Source organism: Pseudarthrobacter xylosi (assembly GCF_055412765.1).
Genome location: NZ_JBVAYT010000004.1, coordinates 257,469 through 276,953 on the forward strand (window position 1 = coordinate 257,469; position 19,485 = coordinate 276,953).

21 protein-coding genes are annotated in these 19,485 nt (G+C 64.0%); 11 read left to right on the plus strand and 10 right to left on the minus strand.

Annotated features, from left to right (window positions below; all coding sequences use genetic code 11):
* Nucleotides 1–84: 84 nt before the first annotated feature.
* Nucleotides 85–939 (minus strand): SGNH/GDSL hydrolase family protein, encoded by an 855-nt coding sequence (locus ACZY1F_RS11265; RefSeq protein WP_463941766.1) that lies wholly within the window; start codon nucleotides 937–939, stop codon nucleotides 85–87.
* 270 nt (nucleotides 940–1,209) lie between these two features.
* Between ACZY1F_RS11265 and typA the strand changes: the two genes are divergently transcribed.
* Nucleotides 1,210–3,138: a translational GTPase TypA gene (typA, locus tag ACZY1F_RS11270; protein ID WP_463941767.1), complete on the plus strand. Its 1,929-nt coding sequence runs from the start codon at nucleotides 1,210–1,212 to the stop codon at nucleotides 3,136–3,138.
* Nucleotides 3,139–3,225: 87 nt separating this feature from the next.
* Here typA and ACZY1F_RS11275 read toward each other — a convergent pair whose 3' ends face one another.
* Nucleotides 3,226–3,471 (minus strand): putative acetyltransferase, encoded by a 246-nt coding sequence (locus ACZY1F_RS11275; RefSeq protein WP_463941768.1) that lies wholly within the window; start codon nucleotides 3,469–3,471, stop codon nucleotides 3,226–3,228.
* A gap of 134 nt (nucleotides 3,472–3,605) precedes the next feature.
* Here ACZY1F_RS11275 and fdxA point away from each other — a divergent pair, with 134 nt between their 5' ends.
* The 3 genes from fdxA to ACZY1F_RS11290 all read left to right on the plus strand — a co-directional run bounded on the left by fdxA (nucleotide 3,606) and on the right by ACZY1F_RS11290 (nucleotide 6,607).
* Complete coding sequence (gene fdxA / locus ACZY1F_RS11280) at nucleotides 3,606–3,932, plus strand: ferredoxin (protein WP_056344030.1); 327 nt, start codon at nucleotides 3,606–3,608, stop codon at nucleotides 3,930–3,932.
* Between the two features lie 13 nt (nucleotides 3,933–3,945).
* On the plus strand, nucleotides 3,946–5,094 hold the full coding sequence (dapC, locus tag ACZY1F_RS11285; protein WP_463941769.1) for a succinyldiaminopimelate transaminase: 1,149 nt from the start codon (nucleotides 3,946–3,948) through the stop codon (nucleotides 5,092–5,094).
* A gap of 229 nt (nucleotides 5,095–5,323) precedes the next feature.
* Complete coding sequence (locus tag ACZY1F_RS11290) at nucleotides 5,324–6,607, plus strand: citrate synthase (RefSeq protein WP_463941770.1); 1,284 nt, start codon at nucleotides 5,324–5,326, stop codon at nucleotides 6,605–6,607.
* A gap of 159 nt (nucleotides 6,608–6,766) precedes the next feature.
* On the opposite strand, the gene galE is transcribed toward ACZY1F_RS11290, so the two are convergent.
* Nucleotides 6,767–7,780, minus strand: coding sequence for a UDP-glucose 4-epimerase GalE (gene galE / locus ACZY1F_RS11295; protein ID WP_463941771.1), 1,014 nt, complete (start codon nucleotides 7,778–7,780; stop codon nucleotides 6,767–6,769).
* A 64-nt stretch (nucleotides 7,781–7,844) separates the two neighbouring features.
* On the opposite strand from galE, the gene ACZY1F_RS11300 reads away from it, so the two are divergent.
* Nucleotides 7,845–8,456: a TetR/AcrR family transcriptional regulator gene (locus ACZY1F_RS11300; RefSeq protein ID WP_463941772.1), complete on the plus strand. Its 612-nt coding sequence runs from the start codon at nucleotides 7,845–7,847 to the stop codon at nucleotides 8,454–8,456.
* Nucleotides 8,457–8,550: 94 nt separating this feature from the next.
* Entirely contained in the window at nucleotides 8,551–9,162 is a 612-nt protein-coding gene (locus ACZY1F_RS11305; RefSeq protein ID WP_463915265.1) for a hypothetical protein, read from the plus strand.
* Between the two features lie 55 nt (nucleotides 9,163–9,217).
* On the opposite strand, the gene ACZY1F_RS11310 is transcribed toward ACZY1F_RS11305, so the two are convergent.
* Nucleotides 9,218–10,075 carry a transglycosylase SLT domain-containing protein gene (locus ACZY1F_RS11310; RefSeq protein ID WP_463941773.1) on the minus strand — a complete coding sequence of 286 codons (858 nt, stop codon included), beginning with the start codon at nucleotides 10,073–10,075 and terminating at the stop codon, nucleotides 9,218–9,220.
* Nucleotides 10,076–10,082: 7 nt separating this feature from the next.
* Complete coding sequence (dapD, locus tag ACZY1F_RS11315) at nucleotides 10,083–11,123, minus strand: 2,3,4,5-tetrahydropyridine-2,6-dicarboxylate N-succinyltransferase (RefSeq protein WP_463941774.1); 1,041 nt, start codon at nucleotides 11,121–11,123, stop codon at nucleotides 10,083–10,085.
* A gap of 50 nt (nucleotides 11,124–11,173) precedes the next feature.
* Here dapD and dapE point away from each other — a divergent pair, with 50 nt between their 5' ends.
* Nucleotides 11,174–12,310, plus strand: coding sequence for a succinyl-diaminopimelate desuccinylase (gene dapE / locus ACZY1F_RS11320; RefSeq protein ID WP_463941775.1), 1,137 nt, complete (start codon nucleotides 11,174–11,176; stop codon nucleotides 12,308–12,310).
* A 65-nt stretch (nucleotides 12,311–12,375) separates the two neighbouring features.
* On the opposite strand, the gene ACZY1F_RS11325 is transcribed toward dapE, so the two are convergent.
* The 4 genes from ACZY1F_RS11325 to ACZY1F_RS11340 all read right to left on the minus strand — a co-directional run bounded on the left by ACZY1F_RS11325 (nucleotide 12,376) and on the right by ACZY1F_RS11340 (nucleotide 15,691).
* Nucleotides 12,376–13,233, minus strand: a complete 858-nt coding sequence (locus ACZY1F_RS11325; RefSeq protein ID WP_463941776.1) for an amino acid ABC transporter permease — start codon at nucleotides 13,231–13,233, stop codon at nucleotides 12,376–12,378.
* On the minus strand, nucleotides 13,230–13,880 hold the full coding sequence (locus tag ACZY1F_RS11330) for an amino acid ABC transporter permease (protein WP_056343998.1): 651 nt from the start codon (nucleotides 13,878–13,880) through the stop codon (nucleotides 13,230–13,232). Before ACZY1F_RS11330 ends, ACZY1F_RS11325 begins: the two co-directional genes overlap by 4 nt.
* A gap of 94 nt (nucleotides 13,881–13,974) precedes the next feature.
* Entirely contained in the window at nucleotides 13,975–14,862 is an 888-nt protein-coding gene (locus ACZY1F_RS11335) for a glutamate ABC transporter substrate-binding protein (protein ID WP_463941777.1), read from the minus strand.
* A gap of 73 nt (nucleotides 14,863–14,935) precedes the next feature.
* The gene (locus ACZY1F_RS11340) at nucleotides 14,936–15,691 is read right to left on the minus strand and encodes an amino acid ABC transporter ATP-binding protein (protein WP_463941778.1); all 756 of its coding nucleotides are present in this window, start codon (nucleotides 15,689–15,691) and stop codon (nucleotides 14,936–14,938) included.
* A 117-nt stretch (nucleotides 15,692–15,808) separates the two neighbouring features.
* Between ACZY1F_RS11340 and ACZY1F_RS11345 the strand changes: the two genes are divergently transcribed.
* The 4 genes from ACZY1F_RS11345 to ACZY1F_RS11360 all read left to right on the plus strand — a co-directional run bounded on the left by ACZY1F_RS11345 (nucleotide 15,809) and on the right by ACZY1F_RS11360 (nucleotide 18,675).
* Nucleotides 15,809–16,591, plus strand: coding sequence for an LOG family protein (locus ACZY1F_RS11345; protein ID WP_252567425.1), 783 nt, complete (start codon nucleotides 15,809–15,811; stop codon nucleotides 16,589–16,591).
* A 23-nt stretch (nucleotides 16,592–16,614) separates the two neighbouring features.
* On the plus strand, nucleotides 16,615–17,013 hold the full coding sequence (locus ACZY1F_RS11350) for a DivIVA domain-containing protein (protein WP_463941779.1): 399 nt from the start codon (nucleotides 16,615–16,617) through the stop codon (nucleotides 17,011–17,013).
* A gap of 35 nt (nucleotides 17,014–17,048) precedes the next feature.
* Nucleotides 17,049–18,272 carry a putative hexosyltransferase gene (locus ACZY1F_RS11355; protein WP_463941903.1) on the plus strand — a complete coding sequence of 408 codons (1,224 nt, stop codon included), beginning with the start codon at nucleotides 17,049–17,051 and terminating at the stop codon, nucleotides 18,270–18,272.
* 235 nt (nucleotides 18,273–18,507) lie between these two features.
* Nucleotides 18,508–18,675 (plus strand): DUF3117 domain-containing protein, encoded by a 168-nt coding sequence (locus ACZY1F_RS11360; protein ID WP_009357720.1) that lies wholly within the window; start codon nucleotides 18,508–18,510, stop codon nucleotides 18,673–18,675.
* Nucleotides 18,676–18,758: 83 nt separating this feature from the next.
* On the opposite strand, the gene ACZY1F_RS11365 is transcribed toward ACZY1F_RS11360, so the two are convergent.
* Nucleotides 18,759–19,391, minus strand: coding sequence for an O-methyltransferase (locus ACZY1F_RS11365; protein WP_463941780.1), 633 nt, complete (start codon nucleotides 19,389–19,391; stop codon nucleotides 18,759–18,761).
* Nucleotides 19,392–19,485: the final 94 nt, after the last annotated feature.

The window sequence follows — 19,485 nt, forward strand, 5'->3', positions numbered from 1 at the left end:
ATCCCGAGCAAAAATATGGAGCCGGTGCCTCAGGGCACCGGCTCCATCGTATTTGCGATTCCGTTCAGTCCACAGGTAGCCTGCTCAGTCCGCCGGAGTGAATGCGGAAGCTGTTGCCGGGACCGTGCCGTCCAGTGCCGGGCCTGCAAGCCCCAGCTGCCGAAGCCTGGCTTCAAGCAGCCCGCCCAGTGACCTGCGGCCTGCGGCATCCATATGGACGGCATCCGCCAGGTTCTTCGACAGGTTGTATTTCGACAGCCAGTCGCCCACGCCCACAAAAGGCATGCCGTGCCGGGCCGCCACGGTACCCAGCAGCGCGTCCACCTGGGTCCTGCGCCCGCCGCCGAAGTTGGCGCCGCGGGCCAGGGTGCCGATCATCGCCATCTTGGCGCCCGGATAGCGGTCCTTCAGGGCGCCGATCAGACGGTCGGCGTTGGCCACGATCTGGGCATCGGTAGCGCCGCGGGCGGCGTCGTTGCCGCCGCCCTGGATGACGATCAGCGCGGGCGTCCCGTACGGCAGCTTCCAGTCGCCGCGCTGCAAAGCGTCGATGTAATTGCCCGTCTTGCCGTTGGACGCCACGAATCCCGTACCGCCGAGCCCGCAGAAATGGACTTTGTAACCAACGGCGACAAGGCCAAGCCGCGGCCACCCGTCAGTAGGTTCGGATTGGGAATCGCCGATCAGGAGGGCAGTGTGCCGCATGTCCGGCACCACCACCTCGTCACGCCCACTGGCCGGGTTGCTGTATACAGAGCCGGCAGGCAAACCGATCGGATCCCCGCCGCCGGCCTGGTAAGCCCCGGCCGCGGCCGCCTGCGCCGGGGATGGCACGCCGGAATCCGGTGTGGCTGATGGGGTCTGTCCGCAGCCGCCCAGGAGCGCGGCTACCGCGATTCCAGAGGCGACAAAGCGGGTTAGAGCCGAGGCTTTTCGCATCAGGGATTCTCCGGGCTTGCTGTGGTTATCACAGCAATGATGGGGCATCAAGTCACAAAAATCCAGTGAGCTTGGTCACTCTTTGAGCCGCGGCGGGCCGTAATTACCTGCTGGCCGGACTGAGCCGGTCCAAGATTTTTAGGCCAACAATAGGCTCAGCGTTTAGAATGAGGGAAGGAGCCCTGTGTTATTGGGCTAATCCGTCGTGCGTTCCGGTTGGAAATGTCGCGATACAACAGCTGACTTCACCACTGAATCGAGCAATCACGCATGTCTGAAACCACCACCAACACTGCGGTAGCCACTGCATCACGCAGTGACCTCCGCAACGTCGCGATCGTGGCCCACGTTGACCACGGCAAGACCACTCTGGTCGACGCCATGCTCAAGCAGACCAACTCCTTTGCCGAACACAACCACCTCGAAGACCGCGTCATGGACTCCGGTGACCTGGAACGCGAAAAGGGCATCACCATCCTGGCCAAGAACACCACCGTGGCCTACAACGGACCGTCTTCCAACGGTGAAACCATCACCATCAACGTCATCGACACCCCCGGCCACGCCGACTTCGGCGGCGAAGTAGAGCGCGGCCTGTCCATGGTGGACGGCGTTGTGCTCCTCGTTGACGCTTCCGAGGGCCCGCTGCCCCAGACCCGCTTCGTGCTGCGCAAGGCCCTGGCCGCGCACCTGCCGGTTATCCTCCTCGTCAACAAGACGGACCGCCCCGACGCCCGCATCGAGGAAGTTGTCCACGAGTCCATGGACCTCCTCCTGGGCCTCGCCTCGGACCTCGCCGACGAAGTTCCGGACCTGGACCTCGACAAGATCCTTGAAGTTCCGGTTGTCTACGCAGCAGCGAGGGTGGGCCGCGCCTCCCTGGACCAGCCCGCCGACGGCTCCGCTCCGGACAACGAAGACCTTGAGCCGCTGTTCAAGACCATCATCGAGCACATCCCGGCCCCGACGTACAACCCGAACGGTGTCCTCCAGGCCCACGTCACCAACCTGGACGCCTCCCCGTTCCTGGGCCGCCTCGCGTTGCTGCGCATCTACAACGGCACCCTGCGCAAGGGCCAGACCGTTGCCTGGGCCCGCGCCAACGGAGAGCTCAAGAACGTCAAGATCACCGAACTGCTGGCCACCAAGGCACTGGACCGTGTTCCCACCGAGTCTGCAGGCCCGGGCGAAATCGTCGCCGTTGCCGGTATCGAGGAAATCACCATTGGTGAGACCCTGACCGACGTCGACAACCCGCAGCCGCTGCCGCTGATCACCGTTGACGATCCCGCGATCTCCATGACCATCGGTATCAACACCTCGCCGCTGGCCGGCCGGGTCAAGGGCGCCAAGGTCACGGCCCGCCAGGTCAAGGACCGCCTGGACAAGGAGCTGATCGGTAACGTCTCCATCAAGGTTCTCCCCACCGAGCGTCCCGACGCCTGGGAAGTCCAGGGCCGTGGCGAGCTGGCGCTGGCCATCCTGGTTGAGCAGATGCGACGTGAAGGCTTCGAACTGACTGTCGGCAAGCCGCAGGTTGTCACCAAGACCGTCGACGGCAAGATCCACGAGCCGATGGAACACATGACCATCGACGTGCCGGAAGAGTACCTCGGTGCCGTCACCCAGCTGATGGCAGCCCGCAAGGGCCGCATGACCAACATGGCCAACCACGGCACCGGCTGGTGCCGCATGGAGTTCATCGTTCCGGCCCGTGGCCTGATCGGCTTCCGCACCAAGTTCCTCACCGACACCCGCGGTGCCGGCATTGCTTCCTCCATCGCGGAGGGCTACGAGCCGTGGGCCGGCCCCATCGAGTACCGCACCAACGGTTCGATCGTGGCTGACCGCTCTGGCGTGGTCACCCCGTTCGCGATGATCAAGCTCCAGGAACGCATGTCATTCTTCGTGCAGCCCACCTCCGAGGTCTACGAAGGCATGATCGTTGGCGAGAACTCACGCGCCGATGACATGGACGTGAACATCACCAGGGAAAAGCAGCTCACCAACATGCGTGCAGCGTCCTCGGACACCTTCGAGAACATGACGCCGCCGCGCAACCTGACTCTGGAAGAATCCTTGGAATTCGCCCGCGAAGACGAGTGCGTTGAGGTGACCCCGGAGTCCATCCGTATCCGGAAGCTCATCCTGGACGCCAGCGAACGCGCCAAGTCCACACGGGCACGCGCCAGGGCCTAGTCCTAAATAGCACGTCACTGAAGCTGCCGGTACGGCAGGCGGGAACCCCGCCGTCGTGCCGGCAGTTTCTTTTGTGTCAGGGGAGTGTCAGTTGCGGACGCGGGCTGGGCGGCGCTCGGGCGCCGGCGGCACTTCCTTGGCAGCCACCACGAGGTCCAAGGGGATCACGACGTCGGACTTCCGCGTGCGGACTGTGCAGCCGCCGTCGTCAGTTGCCACCAGGTGCCCCAAGGCGTCGGTCAGGCCGCCGTCGATCCGGTAACGGACTACAACCCGTGTTCCGGGCGGGGCGCTGGCCAGAAATTCTCGGGGCGTAGGCTGGGCGGGACTCACCAGTTCATACTAAGGCGGCCGGCTAGGTTCGCGTGGATGGGCTGGGAGATAATAGGCTCAGAAGTCAACAGTCCGGCCGGTGCCGGATTCAAGTGCCGGCCACTGCCGGGAAATATCGTGGAGAGGCAAGGGACGTGACGTACGTAATCGCGCAGCCGTGTGTAGATGTCAAGGACAAGGCATGTATTGAGGAGTGCCCCGTTGACTGCATCTATGAGGGTGAGCGTTCCCTGTACATCCACCCCGATGAGTGTGTCGACTGTGGTGCCTGCGAGCCGGTCTGCCCGGTGGAGGCCATCTATTACGAGGACGACACTCCCGAAGAGTGGGCTGACTACTACAAGGCCAACGTCGAATTCTTCGATGACTTAGGCTCGCCCGGTGGCGCTGCCAAGGTGGGCAACACAGGCAAGGACCACCCGATGATCGCGGCCCTGCCGCTGCAGAACCAAGACCACTGAGCCGGGCATCGCGTTGACCGCAGCCGTGAACAGCTTTGGCCTGAGCCTGCCCGACTACCCCTGGGAGGCTCTGGCTCCGTACCTGGCCAAAGCCTCCGAGCACCCCGGCGGGGCCGTGAACCTGTCGATCGGCACGCCCGTCGACCCCACTCCGGCACTGATCCAGGATGCCCTCAGGGCCGCCGCGGACGCCCCGGGATACCCCACGGTCCACGGCACCGTTCCATTGCGGGAAGCCATTGCTGCGTGGTTTGAGCGCCGCCGCGGCGTCCCCGGCCTGGACCCGAGGAACGTTATGCCCACCGTGGGCTCCAAGGAACTGGTGGCGTGGCTGCCGCTCCTGCTCGGGCTGAAGCCGGGCGACGTCGTCGTCCGTCCCAAGGTTGCCTACCCCACCTATGACATCGGGGCTACTTTCGCCGGCGTCACCTCTGTGGCTACCGATGACCTCGATGAGTTGAACCCGGCCACGCGCTCCCGCGTGCGGCTGATCTGGGTAAACTCCCCGGGCAACCCCACGGGAAGCGTCAGGGATGTTGAGTCCCTCAAAAATATGGTCGCGCAGGCCCGCGACCTGGGTGCCGTGGTGGCGTCGGATGAGTGCTACGCCGAACTCGGGTGGGGCGCCTGGGATGCACAGCGAGGCGGCGAGCCCGTGCCCAGCATCCTGGACCCGCGCGTTACCGGCGGGTCCCACGATGGCCTCCTGGCCGTGTACTCGCTGAGTAAGCAGTCCAACGTGGCAGGCTACCGCGCAGCATTTGTGGCGGGTGACCCGGCCATCATGGCCAACCTCGTCAACAGCCGCAAGCATGCAGGCATGATCGTCCCGTACCCGGTGCAGGAAGCAATGCGGGTCGCATTGGGCGATGACACCCATGTGCAGGCCCAGAAGGACCTGTACCGCGGACGCCGGGAGCGCCTGGTGCCGGCTCTGCGGGGCTTCGGGCTAGAGATCAAGGATTCCGACGCCGGACTGTACCTTTGGTCCACCGCCGGAGAGAGCACCTGGGACACTGTGGCGCGGCTGGCTGAGCGGGGCATTGTGGTGGGGCCGGGTGTCTTTTACGGTGAGGCCGGTAACGGGTTTGTGCGTGTCGCATTGACGGGCACGGATGAGCGGATTGACGCTGCCGTGGCCAGACTGGCCACGGCGCCGTAACAATCATGTGACTCGCGCCACAAAGACGGCATTTTACGGGGGTTTCCCACGCCTCCGATTAGTGACACCCGCAATCGGGCGGTACTTTTTAAGTGACTATCAATGGTGGCTTTCTACAAGAAGGCAGCCCGGGTGTTGGATTCCTGGATGAACAGGGTCAGTGCCACGGCTCACCGGATGTTGGATCAAGCTTTCGACAGAGGCCCACGCGCCTCATGAAGGGGACTCCATGACTGAGACCAACAGCGCAACCCTGCACCATGCAGGAGGCGAGCTCAAGCTCCCGCGCATCCAGGTTGTTGAAGGAAACGAAGGCTACGACGTTTCCAAGCTGCTCAAGCAGACGGGCGCAGTCACCTTTGACCCCGGCTTCATGAACACCGCAGCAACCACGTCCGCAATTACCTACATCGACGGCGATGCCGGCATCCTGCGTTACCGCGGGTACCCCATCGAACAGCTGGCGCAGCACTCCAGCTTCCTCGAGGTGTCCTACCTGCTGATCTACGGCAACCTGCCCAGCCCCACGGAACTGGAAGCCTTCGACCAGCGGATCCGTCACCACACGCTGCTGCACGAAGAGCTCAAGGGCTTCTTCAGCGGCTTCCCGCGTGATGCCCACCCGATGCCTGTGCTCTCATCGGCCGTGTCGGCGCTGTCCACGTTCTACCAGGACTCGCTGGATCCGTTCAACGCTGAGCAGGTAGAGGTCTCCACGTACCGGCTTCTGGCCAAGATGCCGGTCATCGCGGCCTACGCCCTGAAGAAGAGCATTGGCCAGCCAATGCTGTACCCGGACAACTCCCACAACCTCGTGGAGAACTTCCTCCGCCTGAGCTTCGGCCTGCCGGCCGAGCAGTACGAAGTGGACCCGGTCATCGCCAAGGCGCTGGACCTTCTCCTCATCCTGCACGCCGACCACGAGCAGAACTGTTCCACCTCTACCGTGCGCCTGGTGGGCTCCTCCAACGCCAACCTCTTCGCCTCCGTATCGGCCGGCATCAACGCCCTCTTCGGCCCCGCCCACGGCGGCGCCAACGAGGCAGTGCTGAAGATGCTCCGCCAGATCCAGGCCGACGGCACCAAGCCGGAGGACTACATGGAGAAGGTCAAGAACAAGGAAGACGGCGTCCGTCTGATGGGCTTCGGGCACCGCGTCTACAAGAACTACGATCCGCGCGCCAAGATCGTCAAGGCCACGGCCCACGAAATCCTTACCAAGCTCGGCGGTAACGACGAACTGCTCGAGATCGCCATGCGCCTCGAAGAGAAGGCGCTCAACGATGACTACTTCATCCAGCGCAAGCTCTACCCGAACGTGGACTTCTACACCGGCCTGATCTACAAGGCCATGGGCTTCCCGGAGAAGATGTTCACCGTGCTGTTCGCGATCGGCCGCCTGCCGGGCTGGATCGCCCAGTGGCGCGAGATGATCGAAGACCCCAACACCAAGATTGGCCGCCCGCGCCAGCTGTACATTGGCGAGCCCGAGCGCGACTACCCGGTCCGCTGATCCCGTCCTGACTGAATGACGACGGCGGCCGGTCACCTTCTCCGCGAAGGCGACCGGCCGCCGTCGTTCTTTACCAACAAAGCAACGCGGGGTCACTTAACGCCCATCCCAGGCCTCGGAATGGGCGTTAAGTGACCCCGCGTTGTTGTTGAGTCCGGCTTATGACGCGTAGCCGAGGGGGTTGTTCTTCTGCCAGCGCCAGTGGTCCTCGCACATCTGGTGCACGGTCTTGGTGGTCGACCAGCTGAGATCGGCCAGGGCGGAGGTGGCGTCCGCCCAGAATGCCGGGAGGTCACCCGCACGGCGTCCGGTGATCTCGTAGGGGATGGGCTGGCCCACGGCCTTCTCGAAGGACCGCAGGACCTCCAGGACCGAGGAACCTTTCCCGGAGCCAAGGTTCCAGCGGTAGACGCCGGTGCGGTCCGCGACGTGGTTGAGGGCGGCCACGTGGCCTTCGGCGAGGTCGACGACGTGGATGTAGTCACGCAGGCAGGTGCCGTCAGGGGTGTCGTAGTCGCCGCCGAACACCATGAGCTTGTCGCGGCGTCCCACGGCCACCTGGGCGATGAAGGGTACCAGGTTGTTGGGGATGCCCTGGGGGTCCTCGCCGATGCGGCCGGACGGGTGTGCACCCACCGGGTTGAAGTAGCGCAGCAGGGCTATGTGCCAGCGGCTGTCAGCGGCGCCCAGATCGGCGAGGATGTCCTCGATCTGTTCCTTGGTGCGGCCGTACGGGTTGTTGGCGCCGATCTCCATCTTTTCCACGTAGGGGATGGGATTGTGCTCCCCGTACACGGTGGCGGACGAGCTGAAGACGATGGAGCGGACGTCGTGGCGGTCCATGACCCGGATCAGGTTCAGCGTGCCCACAAGGTTGTTGTAGTAGTACTTGAGCGGTTCGCGGACCGACTCGCCCACGGCTTTGAGCCCGGCAAAGTGGATCACGGCGTCGATCGTGTGGGCGGCAAAGACGCCTTCCACTGCGGCTTCGTCCACCAGGTCCACGTTGTGGAATTCCGCGGTCTTGCCGCTGAGTTCGGCTACCCGGCGCAGGGACTCCTCGCTGGAGTTCACCAGGTTATCGATCACCACCACATCGTGGCCGGCTTCCTGCAGGGACAAAACTGTGTGCGAACCGATGTACCCGGTGCCACCTGTGACCAGAATTTTCATGCCCCTACGCTATCCCAATTCCGTGGATGCGTGGTTTTAAGCACAGGTGTGCTAAATAATAAGGGTGCCCAAAATTGTAGATGCCGAAGCCCGGCGTGCAGAGATCGTCGACGCGGTCTTCAGGATCATCGCCGTCGACGGCCTCGAGCGTGCGTCACTGCGGGAAGTGGCAGACGAAGCCGGACTCGCTGTGGGCTCCGTCCGGCACTACTTTGCCGGCAGCGAAGAACTTCTCAGCCATTCCTTTGCTGCAGTTGTGGACCGGATCACGGGCCGGCTCACCGCAGCATTGCCGGTGATGGCCGCCAGCGAACCCGGGACCGGCCCGCATCGTGAGGCGGTTTTAACCCTGTTGAGTGAATTTCTTCCGCTCGACGAGGAACGGGCCGTGGACGCCTGTGTATGGATGGCCTTCAAAAACGCTGCCAGGATCCGTCCCTTCCTCGCGGCTGAGGCTGATCGGAGCCACCGGGAGGTGGCGGCCGTCGTCGGGCAGGTCATCACGGCACTCGTGCCGGAGGACGGCGATGGGCAGCAATCGCTGGCGGTCGAGGCAGAGAGGCTGCTGGCGACGCTGGACGGGCTGTGCATGCACGCCCTCCTGCAGCCCGCCTGGATGACGGCACAGATGTGCCATGATGTCCTGGACCGCCACCTCAGGAGCCTGGCCGCCTGACATTACTGTCCGGTGGCATGGGGAATAGACTGGGAGCCGGGGAAGCAGAACCGGCTGGTCAGGCCGGTACAGGCAGGCCACAGGAGGAATAGGGATGCATCACACAGGTGGTTCCGGCTGGCAGATCACTACGGATACGTCCGGGCCTCTGATGATCGCGCTCTTTGTCCGTGATGCGGCAGGACTCGACGGCGCCGGCCACCCCGCGTTGTCGCATGCCGCGCCGAAGATCCGCCATGCAGACCACTCTCACCTCACCGCCGACGTCGGTGGGCAGAGTGCGCTCAAAACCGAATGGGAAGCCTGGTGGGAGCAGCTGCTGAAGGCACACCCACAGACCTCGCCGGAGCTGTCGCCTCCGGATTTTGCGGAATTCGGAAATTCCCCGGCCCTCCAGCGTGTCCTGCAGGCGCATTTCGGGTCGGCCCTGACCTGGGCGCGGGAGCGCCGCAGCGAGTACGTCAGGCTGGAGGCCGAACGGGTGGCCAGCGGTTCAGACCAACTGCTCGGCGACATGGTGGACGACCGCCTGCTGGAGGTGGGCCGGGGGTCGCGGGACTTCACCCTCACCATCATCGAACTTCCGCTGAACGAACAGCGGGCGTGGTATCTGGAGCCGGACAAGATCATCATGAGTCATAACCTCATGTCCGCACCGGAGCTCTTCCGCAGCTATGTCCAGCCCGTGGTGGACATCCTGGTCTGAGGCTGCGCCGGTCAACACCGAGGCACTCAGCACCTGGGCATCGGCAACCGGCCAGTCAGCTGCCGGTGCCCGCCGGTGCCACAGTAATCCGAACCTGGCCGGCCGGCGCGTCCGATTCCCGCCAGCCGTCCTGAGCCTCACGGTCCCAGCTGCGGCCGTCAACGTCCACACGCGTCACCGCCAGGCCCTTGGCGTTGGCAACTGCCCAATGGGCCACGGACCATGCCTGGGTGCCGTCAGCTTCCACCACGAGGGATTCAATTTCCGTGGTGATCGCGAGCGGCCCGTACGCCTGGGCGAGCTCGGACTCGACGGCGGCGGGGATGCCCGGTTCCTCCGGGGCGCGCAAGGTGCACAGCACGGAGGCGGGCGTCTGGCCGGTCAGGCCTGACGCGAAGGAGCGGCCCATGTCTTCGTGTTGTGCGTAGGCGAGCGGATAGGCCGAGCGCTGGACACGCTGGGCGGCGTCGGTAATTTCCAGGGACTCATAGCCGGGAATCTTGACCAGGGCATCGTAAAAAGCGTTGGCAGCATAATACGGGTCCATGACCTGGGCCTCGGTTCCCCACCCTTGCGAGGGACGTTGCTGGAAGAGTCCGCGGGAGTCCGGGCCTGCCTGGTCGCCATGGGCGATGTTGCGCAGCTTGGATTCCTGCATGGCAGTTGCAAGAGCGATGGTGGCTGCCCGGGGAGGCAGCCCGCGCTGCACCGCAACCGCTGTGATCAATGAGGCATTAACCGCCTGGTCCGGTGCAAGCTCCGCGCTCTGGGAACCGACGTCGGCCGTGCAGCGCTCCGAGACCAGGGTTTCGGAGCGCTGCAGGAAAGAGACTGCCGTGTAGATTCCGGCGACCGCCAGTGCCAGGGTTAGCAGCAGCACAGTGGGGCGAATTAAACTGCGACCAGGTGCCACCGACAGGTCAGTTGGCGTGGAGGGCGTCGTTTAGTTCCACGGTCTGGCCCCTACGCGGCAAGACCTCTACGGCGCCGGTGGTGGAGTTGCGCCGGAACAGGAGGTTGGGGACGCCGGACAGCTCGGCTGCCTTCACGATCTTGGCGGTGTCTTCGCCGTCCTCGTCCTTGGGCCCCGGAACAAGCACGCGGGTTCCAGCAGTGACGTAGAGGCCTGCTTCCACCACGGAGTCATCGCCGACGCTGATGCCGACGCCGGAGTTGGCGCCCAGCAGGACCCGCTCACCGATGACGATCTTTTCCTTGCCGCCCCCGGAGAGGGTGCCCATGATCGACGCGCCGCCTCCCACGTCGCTGCCATCGCCGGCCACGACGCCGGCCGAGATGCGTCCTTCCACCATGGAAGCGCCCAGGGTGCCGGCGTTGAAGTTCACAAAGCCTTCGTGCATCACGGTGGTGCCTTCGGCGAGGTGGGCACCGAGGCGGACGCGGTCGGCGTCGGCGATCCGGACACCGGAGGGCACCACGTAGTCCACCATGCGCGGGAACTTGTCCACGCCGTAGACGGTGACGGCGCCACGGCGGCGAAGCTTGGCGCGGGTCAGCTCGAAGCCTTCCACGGCGGCGGGGCCGAAGTTGGTCCACACAACGTTGGGGAGCTTGCCGAAGATGCCGTCCAGGTTGATGGTGTTGGGACGGACCAGCCGGTGCGACAGCAGGTGCAGGCGGAGGTAGGCGTCGGCGGTGTCAGCCGGAGCTTCGTCAAGGTTGATCTGGACGAAGACCACCTTCTGCTCGGTCCCGCGGTCAGCGTCGGTGCCGCTTTCGGCGAGCTGGACCAGGGTTTCGTCCGCATTCTCTACGGCGCGCAGGTTATCGGCCGCGATGCCTAGGGCCGGTGCCGGGAACCAGACGTCCAGGACGGTGGCTTCCGCTGCGTCCTGGCCAAGGGCCGTTGCGATGGTGGCCAACCCGAAGCCGTAGGCGGAGCGGTCTTCGGAGGTTGCGTTCTGGTCTTTGGGCGCGGCGGAGGTAGCGGTCTCAGTCATGGCCCCAGTCTAGCGAGAGGCAGGGGTCGCGTTCGAACTAGACTGGCAACGTGACTGCCGAAACCGCCCCTAAATCCACCACCCTGCCTTTGGACCTCCGCCAGGACGTCTCCGTGCTCACCGCCGCCATCATGGACATCAACAGCGTGTCCGGGAACGAGACAGTGCTGGCCGACGCCGTCGAAGCTGCGCTGCGGGCCATCCCCGAACTCCAGGTGGTCCGGGACGGTGACGCCATCATCGCCCGCACCGACCTGGGCAGGGCGGAACGGGTCATCCTCGCCGGACACCTGGACACTGTGCCGTTGCCGGTTACGGAAGGCGCGCGCGGAACCGTCCCGTCCACGTGGGAGTCCGGCGTCCCGGGGGCGGGCGTGCTCTACGGGCGCGGAGCCACTGACATGAAGGGCGGCGTCGCCGTGCAGCTGGCGCTGGCGGCTACAATGTTCGACGGCGGCGCGGCGCCCAAGCGGGATGTCACCTTTGTGTTCTATGACCACGAGGAAGTGGAGTCGGTCAAGAGTGGCTTGGGGCGTCTGGTCCGCAACCACGGCGACCTCCTGGACGGGGACTTCGCCATCCTGCTGGAACCGACCCACGGCACAGTCGAGGGTGGCTGCAACGGCACCAGCCGTTTTGAGGCCACCACAGTGGGCGAGGCAGCGCATTCCGCGCGTGCGTGGATGGGCAGCAATGCCATCCACGCGGCCGCGCCCATCCTGGCCCGGCTGTCGGACTACGCGCCGCAGACCATTAACGTTGACGGCCTGGACTACCGCGAGAGCCTTAACGCAGTGAAGATCCACGGCGGCACGGCCGGCAACGTCATTCCAGACCGCTGCGTGGTGGAAATCAACTACCGCTTCGCCCCGGACAAGACGCCGGACCAGGCGGAGGCGCACGTCAGGGAACTGTTGGCGGGCTTCACCGTGGTCCGCGTGGACGCGGCCGCCGGCGCCCGTCCCGGCCTGAATCATCCCGCTGCCGCGTCCTTCGTCGCAGCCGTCGGAGCCGAGCCTAAACCGAAATACGGCTGGACCGACGTCGCACGCTTCAGCGAACTGGGGATCCCCGCGGTGAACTTCGGGCCTGGCGATCCGCTGCTGGCCCACAAGGACAACGAGCACGTCGACGCCGATGCCATCCGGGAGTGCCTGCGGGCGTTGCGAAGCTGGCTTTCGGCGTAGGCACATAAGCAGAAGGGTCCGTAGCCTGCAGGCTGCGGACCCTTCTGCTTATGTGTTGGATGTGGCTACTTGGGTTCCCGAACTTCCGGTAGTTCCGGTGCGACCACTGCGGTTGGTGCCTTGGCAACACCGCCTGCCGTCTTCTGTGAACCCCGGCGCTCGATCCAGATTGCGAGCCGGGAAACACAGATGTTGATCACAATGTAGATGGCGGCGGCCACGAAGAAGATGGGGAACAGGAACGCGTTACCCAGGAAGTCCGCCATGACCTGCACCGCACGCAGCAGTTCGCCGTACGCCACGATGTAGCCCAGCGAGGTGTCCTTCAGGAGCACCACCAGTTGGGCAACCAGCGACGGCATCATGCGCCGTACGGCCTGCGGCAGCTCGATGAGCATTCGGGATTGGAAACTGGTCAGGCCGATGGTCAGGCCCGCCTCCCGCTGTCCCTTCGGCAGTGATTGGATGCCGGCCCGGATGATCTCCGCGAAGATAGCGGTGTTGTAGAGGACGAGCCCCGTCACCACCGCGACGAATGAACTTGTCCCGAATACCAGCAGAACGAAGAGCATCATCAGGACAACCGGCATGCCGCGCAGGAATTCGAGGACCACGCGGGCCGGAATCCGGATCCAGGCGACCAGCGAGATGCGCAGCAGGCAGAACATCAGGCCGAGGGGGAACGCGATCACTGCGGCGAGGGCGGCTGCGCTGAGTGTGGCGCCGAGGCCATTGGCGAGCAGCGTCCAGACGTCGCCCCGGGTGAAGATCGCCCAGCGGCGGCCTTCAAAAATGCCCTGCTGGGCGAGGGTCATGACGATCCATGCCAGGAGTCCCAGGATCAGGACGGTTCCGACCGCGGAACCGATCAGCGAGACCCGGCGCGCTTTGGGGCCGGGAACGTCGTAGAGGACTGAAGTCATCGGGCAATCGCCACCTTTCGTTCCACCGTGCTGGCAAGGATGCCCAGCGGAATGGTGAGGAGCAGATAGAAGAACGCTACGCCGAGCAGAACTGCCATGACCTGGTCACCGTTGGCGTTGGCCATTTGGCGGCCGTAGCCGAACAGTTCCAGGACAAAGAACGCGCCGGCGACGGAGGAGTTCTTGACGAGGGCGATCAGGATGTTGATCAAGGGCGGAATCACGGTCCGCAGCGCCTGCGGCAGGATGATGAGATTCAAAACCTGGCCGAAGTTCATGCCGATGCTGCGCGCGGCCTCAGCCTGGCCGAGCGGGACGCTGTTAACGCCTGACCGGACGGCTTCAGCAATGAAGGCCGCTGTATAGGCGCTGAGGGCGATGATCGCCGCGACCTCGAACTGCTGGAAGGTCACGCCGAGGCGGGGCAGGACGATCGCTGCGAAAAAGAAGGCAATGGTCAGTGGAGTGTTCCGGAGAATTTCCACGTAGACGGTGCTGAATCCCCGGAGGGCCGCAACGGGCGAAACGCGGGCTGCTGCCAGGAGTGTTCCGAGGATAAGGGCGATGATCCCGGAGACGACGGACAGGAAAAGGGTGCGGAGAAGGCCTTCCCAATAAAGGGGGAGGTTTTCAATGATGACTTCCATAGGATCCTTCGGCTCTGGCGTAGGGGGTCAAAAAGCAGGCTGGCGGCTTCCGGGAAACGCGGTCAACGAATTCCCCGGAAGCCGCCGGTGCTACCTAGTAGCGGTTGATGGCGGGAAGTTCAGGGGCGGTCTTGATGACCGAACCTGCAGTTGCTTCCCAGGCCTTCTTGTAGGACCCGTCCTTGCCGAACGTCTCAAGCTGGTCATTGATCCAGTTACGGAATTCGGTGTCGTCCTTCTTCAGGCCAATGCCGTACGGCTCCTTGGTGAAGGTTGTATCCGAGGCCAGCTTGAAAGCGTCCGGTTCCTTGTCCACAAAGCCGGCAAGGATCACGTTGTCCGTGGTGATCGCTTCGACCTGCTTGTTGCGCAGCGGTTCGAGGCAAGCGGAGTACGTGGCTGCCGGCACGAGCTCGGCCTTGTACTTGTCTACGATCGTGGCGGCAGGCGTTGAACCGGTGACCGAGCAGACCTTCTTGCCCGCCACGTCCTCAGGCTTGGTGATGGACGTGTTGTCCTTGTTCACCATCAGCGCCTGGCCGGCCTCGTAGTACGGTCCCGCGAAGCTGACAACCTGCTTGCGCTTGTCATTGATGGTGTACGTGGCAATAACAAGGTCCACCTTGCCCTGCTCAATGAACGGTTCACGGTTGGCCGAGACAGTCTCTGACCATTCGATCTTGTCCGCAGCGATGCCCAGCTTGGCAGCGATCAGCTTGCCCATCTCGACGTCGAAGCCCACCGGCTTGCCATCAAGGCCCACCTGGCCGAAGAGCGGCTGATCGTACTTGGTGCCGATCTTGATGGTGCCTGCTGAGGACAGCTTGGCCATGGTGGTGCCGGCGGCAAAGGTCGGCTTGTCGGCAACGGTGGGATCGCTGGTGGTGCCGGGGGTGGTGCCGCCACATGCGCTCAGGGACAACGCCAGGGCTGCAGTTGCCGCCACGAAGAACGACTTCCGGCGGGTCATAAATGCCTTCATGACATTCCTTTCAGTGATCGGCCGTGGGTCACGGCCTGGGTGCGAACGGGAGTGTGTGTTCGTTGATGGAAAATCAGTGGGTCAGCAGCTTGGACAGGAAGTCCTTGGCGCGGTCACTCTTCGGATTGGTGAAGAATTCTTCCGGCTTGGCGTCCTCCACGATCTGGCCATCCGCCATGAACACCACGCGGTGGGCGGCCTTCCGGGCGAATCCCATTTCGTGCGTTACCACAACCATGGTCATGCCTTCCTTGGCCAGCTGGATCATAACGTCGAGGACTTCGTTGATCATCTCGGGGTCCAGCGCAGAGGTGGGCTCGTCAAAGAGCATGACCTTGGGCTTCATGGCCAGGGCCCGCGCGATGGCCACGCGCTGCTGCTGGCCGCCGGAGAGCTGCGCCGGGAGTTTGGGGGCCTGGTGACCCACGCCCACGCGCTCAAGCAACGCCATGGCTTCCTTGTCGGCCTGGGCCTTGGCAACGCCTTTGACCTTGATGGGACCAAGCGTCACGTTTTCGAGGATGGTTTTATGCGCGAAGAGGTTGAAGGACTGAAAGACCATGCCGACGTCGGCGCGGAGCTGGGCCAGCTCTTTCCCCTCCTCCGGCAACACCTTTCCATCAATGCTGATGGTGCCGCCTTCGATGGTTTCGAGACGGTTAATGGCACGGCACAACGTTGACTTTCCCGAGCCTGACGGGCCAATGACCACCACCACTTCGCCCTTGCGGACGTGGAGGTTGATGTCCTTCAAAACGTGCAACTGACCGTAATGCTTATTCACACCATTCAGGGAGACGAGCGCATCGCCGGGCACATGAGTAGTCATAAGAAGAATCTAGCGAACATTGGCTGGTTATGAGGTGAATCACGCCAAGTTGGCGCGGATCGTGATTCAAGAGATACCTGCCACAGGCACGCCGGCCTTTGGCATTAGCCTTGGGGGATGAGCATCAACGCAGATCCGGCCAAAACCTCCCAGCCGCGCCGTAAGGGGCCCCTTGAACTCCGCCGCAAGCAGGCGGCTGTGGAAATGTCCGACCAGCATCTGCTTGATACCAAGGGCGCCGGACAGTTTGTCCATTCAGACCCCTGGCGTGTCCTCCGGATCCAGAGCGAGTTCGTCGAAGGGTTCGGCGCGCTTGCCGATCTGGGGCCAGCCGTCAGTGTCTTCGGCTCGGCACGCACCAAGCCTGGCAGCCCGTACTACGAAATGGGCATGGAAGTAGGCCGGAAACTGGCAGCCGCGGGCGTGGCCGTCATCACCGGCGGCGGTCCGGGCTCCATGGAGGCCGCCAACCGCGGCACCGTTGAAGGCAATGGCGTCTCCGTCGGCCTGGGCATTGAATTGCCGTTCGAGCAGGGCCTGAACCAGTGGGTGGACCTCGGCATTAACTTCCGCTACTTCTTTGCACGCAAGACCATGTTCGTCAAATATGCCCAGGGCTTCATCGTTCTTCCGGGCGGACTGGGGACACTGGATGAGCTCTTCGAAGCCATGGTCCTGGTCCAGACCCGGAAGGTGACCTCCTTCCCGATCGTGCTCCTCGGCGTCGACTTCTGGGGGCCGATGATCGAATGGATCAAGGGCACCCTCGTGGCAGAAGGAATGGTCTCCGCAAAGGACTTGGACCTCATCCAGGTAGTGGACGATCCCGCCGAAGCGGTGCAATTGGTGCTGCACGGGACGCCCCCCGTTCCCACCAACGGCGAGCAACGGCCCGAATAGGCCGCCGGCCCAGATCTGGCACGATGGGTGCTGTGAGTTTTTTCCTGGTCTACCTCGCCATCGTGCTGATCGCCGCCACCCTGTGGGCAGGCGCCGGTGGCCGCCGCGGCATACTGCGCAGCGTCCGCCGGGGCAGTGAACCTGCCGTCGGCACCGATGTCCCGGAAAATCCGATTCTCTACCCGGGGTTCGGGCAGCCGCCCGCCAACCTTCCGCCGGTGCTGCTGCCGGCCGATGCTGCACCTGCCGACGTCGACCGTGTCCGCTTCTCCCTCGGCCTACGCGGGTACCGGATGGACCAGGTGGACCAGGTCCTCGACGAACTGCGGGACCAGATCGAGGCCAAAGACGAAGAACTCGGCAGGCTCCGGGCACGGCTGCTGGAAGTGGAACGTGCGGCGCACCCGGAGGCAGGCGCTTGAGCGCTGACACCGGGGACCGGACGGGCCCGACGGCGTTGATCACCGCATTCGGCGCCCGCACAGTGGGCGCGGTCCGACGCTGGCCATGGTGGCTGCAGGTTGGCGCCCTCTACGTCGCTGCCCGCCTGGTCAGTGCGTGCATCTTCATGGCAGCAGCCCTGCACCAAGGGACTAACCCGTGGTTTCCGGCCGTCCCTGACTACTGGAACTTCATCAATATCTGGGATGCGCGATGGTACGGCCGGATCATCACTGACGGATATCCCTCACCACTTCCAACGGATGCGGCCGGCAACGTGCAGGAAAATGCGTGGGCCTTCTACCCGCTCTTTCCGGCCCTGGGCCGTGCGCTCGCGGGCCTGACGGGAATCAGCCCTGCCGCGGCGCTGACGGTCGTCGCAATGCTGGCGGGGTTGGGTGCGGCCCTGGTTGTGTACTGCCTGTTCAGGCTCAAGGCTTCGCACGCTGCTGCGCTTTGGGGTGTGGCATTCTTCGCGACCTTTCCTGTGTCTGCCATTCTCCAGGTCCCGTACGCGGAGCCCCTGACCATTTTCCTGCTGGCCACGGCCCTGCTGCTCGTCATCGGGCGTCACTATTTCGCGGCTATGCCGGTGGTACTTCTGCTGTGCCTGTCCCGTCCCGTGGGCGTTCCTTTTGCCGCCATGGTGGGGCTGCTCTTCCTCTGGCGACTCGTGGAGCGGGGCCGCGAGAAGCATCGGCGTGAGCCGCGGCCGGGCGCCCACAGCCTGGGGGAGCTGGCCGCCCTGGCGGGCCTCACCGTTGTCTGCGGTGCTTCGGCCCTGCTCTGGCCGGCAGCAGCCTGGGCCGCTACTGGGGACATTGAGGCGTATACCAAAACCGAAACCGTGTGGCGCGGCCACGATCTGGTGCCGTTCAAGCCTTGGTTCGACACCGGCGTCGACCTCTTTGGCCCCGTACTGGGGATCGTGGCGCCATTCGTCTTTGCCGGCCTTTTTGCGCTCCTGCTTTTCTCCCCGCCGGTGGTCCGGCTTGGTGTGGAAATGCGCCTCTGGTGTGCCTGCTACATGGGCTACCTCCTACTGTTCCTCCACCCCCAGACCAGTACTTTCCGGATGTTGCTACCGCTGTTCCCGTTGGCGCTGGCGGCCGCGCTGTTGTCCCGGTCCAAGGCCTACCGCGGCACGGTCCTGGCAACGTTTGTCCTGCTCCAGATCGTGTGGATCGTCTGGCTGTGGGCATGGGCGCAGCTTCCCGGCGGCGGAGATTATCCGCCGTGATCGCGGGCGGTGCCTGGCCGGCGGATTGGGGAATCCGACGCGGCCGTAAATGTCCATCGATTAGCTACGTGCGGGTCATTACGGGATAATAGTAAGTAAGCAGGGACAAAAAGCATTCAGAAATGTTCAGCCATGGCGGCATCAGTACGGGCCGCCATAGCGGCTTGATTTGACCACGCGGACACAGCCCATCCGGGCTGATATGTCCTGGGACTAAATGGAGGGGAAATTCCTCATGGCGGCTATGAAACCACGCACCGGCGACGGCCCTATGGAAGTCACCAAAGAGGGCCGCAGCCTGATCATGCGCGTACCGCTCGAAGGCGGCGGACGGCTTGTGGTGGAACTGAACGCTGCGGAGGCGGCCAACCTTAAGGAATGCCTCGTCGGCGTGACTGAATAATCCTGTTCGGCGTTGCCGAATAATCCCGCAGGGCCAGGGTCCGCAGCCAACCGGGTGCGGACCCTGGCTTTTTTCCTGTGGATCTACTTCTTGACCGCAACCAGCAGGCCGTCGCCGGTGGGAAGCATAGCGGACGCCAGGCGGTCGTCGTCGCGGATTGACTTGCCCACCTGGCGGAGCACCACAGTGTTGGACTCACGGACAGCCGGGTTGGCCACGCGGTCCTTGTCCAGTGCGTCATTAATGATGAGCAGCCCGCCGGCCTTCAGGAGCCGGACCGCCTGTTCCACGTAGCCGGGCAGGCCGGGCTTGTCGGCGTCAACAAACACCAGGTCATAAGCGGAGTCGGTCAGGCGCGGCAGGACGTCACCGGCGCGGCCGGAAATGGTGCGCGTGCGGTTGGCCGGGCTGCCGGCCTCCGAAAAAGCTTCGCGTGCCGCCTTCAGATGTTCGACGTCCACGTCGATGGTGGTCAGCACGGCCTGCGGTCCGAGCCCCCGCAGGATGCAAACGCCGGAGACACCTGCGCCTGTGCCGATTTCAACAGCAGTCTGGGCCTTCGAGCCTGCAGCCAACACCGTCAGGACCGCACCAACACCTGCGCCGATGGGGGTCACGCCCAGTTCGAAGGAGCGCTCCCTGGCACGAAGCATAACCTCATCCTCTGCGGGCAGATCTTCTGCATAGGACCAGCTCGTGGATTTGTCGGCGCTCATGTGATTCGCTTTCTGGGCGGCAGGGGAGTGTTTAGTACAGCCTACTGTGTGCGGGGGTGCCAGCCGGGGAAGGTAATCGTTGTGCCTTTGGCTG

What these genes read in the sequence shown, in the direction of transcription:
- ACZY1F_RS11345 (WP_252567425.1), top strand. Translation starts at nt 15,809, where the DNA reads ATGAGCATCAACGCAGATCCGGCCAAAACCTCCCAGCCGCGCCGTAAG.
- ACZY1F_RS11305 (WP_463915265.1), top strand. Translation starts at nt 8,551, where the DNA reads ATGCATCACACAGGTGGTTCCGGCTGGCAGATCACTACGGATACGTCC.
- ACZY1F_RS11290 (WP_463941770.1), top strand. Translation starts at nt 5,324, where the DNA reads ATGACTGAGACCAACAGCGCAACCCTGCACCATGCAGGAGGCGAGCTC.
- ACZY1F_RS11350 (WP_463941779.1), top strand. Translation starts at nt 16,615, where the DNA reads ATGGGTGCTGTGAGTTTTTTCCTGGTCTACCTCGCCATCGTGCTGATC.
- ACZY1F_RS11335 (WP_463941777.1), bottom strand. Translation starts at nt 14,862, where the DNA reads ATGAAGGCATTTATGACCCGCCGGAAGTCGTTCTTCGTGGCGGCAACT.
- typA (WP_463941767.1), top strand. Translation starts at nt 1,210, where the DNA reads ATGTCTGAAACCACCACCAACACTGCGGTAGCCACTGCATCACGCAGT.
- dapD (WP_463941774.1), bottom strand. Translation starts at nt 11,123, where the DNA reads ATGACTGAGACCGCTACCTCCGCCGCGCCCAAAGACCAGAACGCAACC.
- ACZY1F_RS11330 (WP_056343998.1), bottom strand. Translation starts at nt 13,880, where the DNA reads ATGGAAGTCATCATTGAAAACCTCCCCCTTTATTGGGAAGGCCTTCTC.
- ACZY1F_RS11265 (WP_463941766.1), bottom strand. Translation starts at nt 939, where the DNA reads ATGCGAAAAGCCTCGGCTCTAACCCGCTTTGTCGCCTCTGGAATCGCG.
- galE (WP_463941771.1), bottom strand. Translation starts at nt 7,780, where the DNA reads ATGAAAATTCTGGTCACAGGTGGCACCGGGTACATCGGTTCGCACACA.
- ACZY1F_RS11360 (WP_009357720.1), top strand. Translation starts at nt 18,508, where the DNA reads ATGGCGGCTATGAAACCACGCACCGGCGACGGCCCTATGGAAGTCACC.
- ACZY1F_RS11340 (WP_463941778.1), bottom strand. Translation starts at nt 15,691, where the DNA reads ATGACTACTCATGTGCCCGGCGATGCGCTCGTCTCCCTGAATGGTGTG.
- ACZY1F_RS11325 (WP_463941776.1), bottom strand. Translation starts at nt 13,233, where the DNA reads ATGACTTCAGTCCTCTACGACGTTCCCGGCCCCAAAGCGCGCCGGGTC.
- ACZY1F_RS11365 (WP_463941780.1), bottom strand. Translation starts at nt 19,391, where the DNA reads ATGAGCGCCGACAAATCCACGAGCTGGTCCTATGCAGAAGATCTGCCC.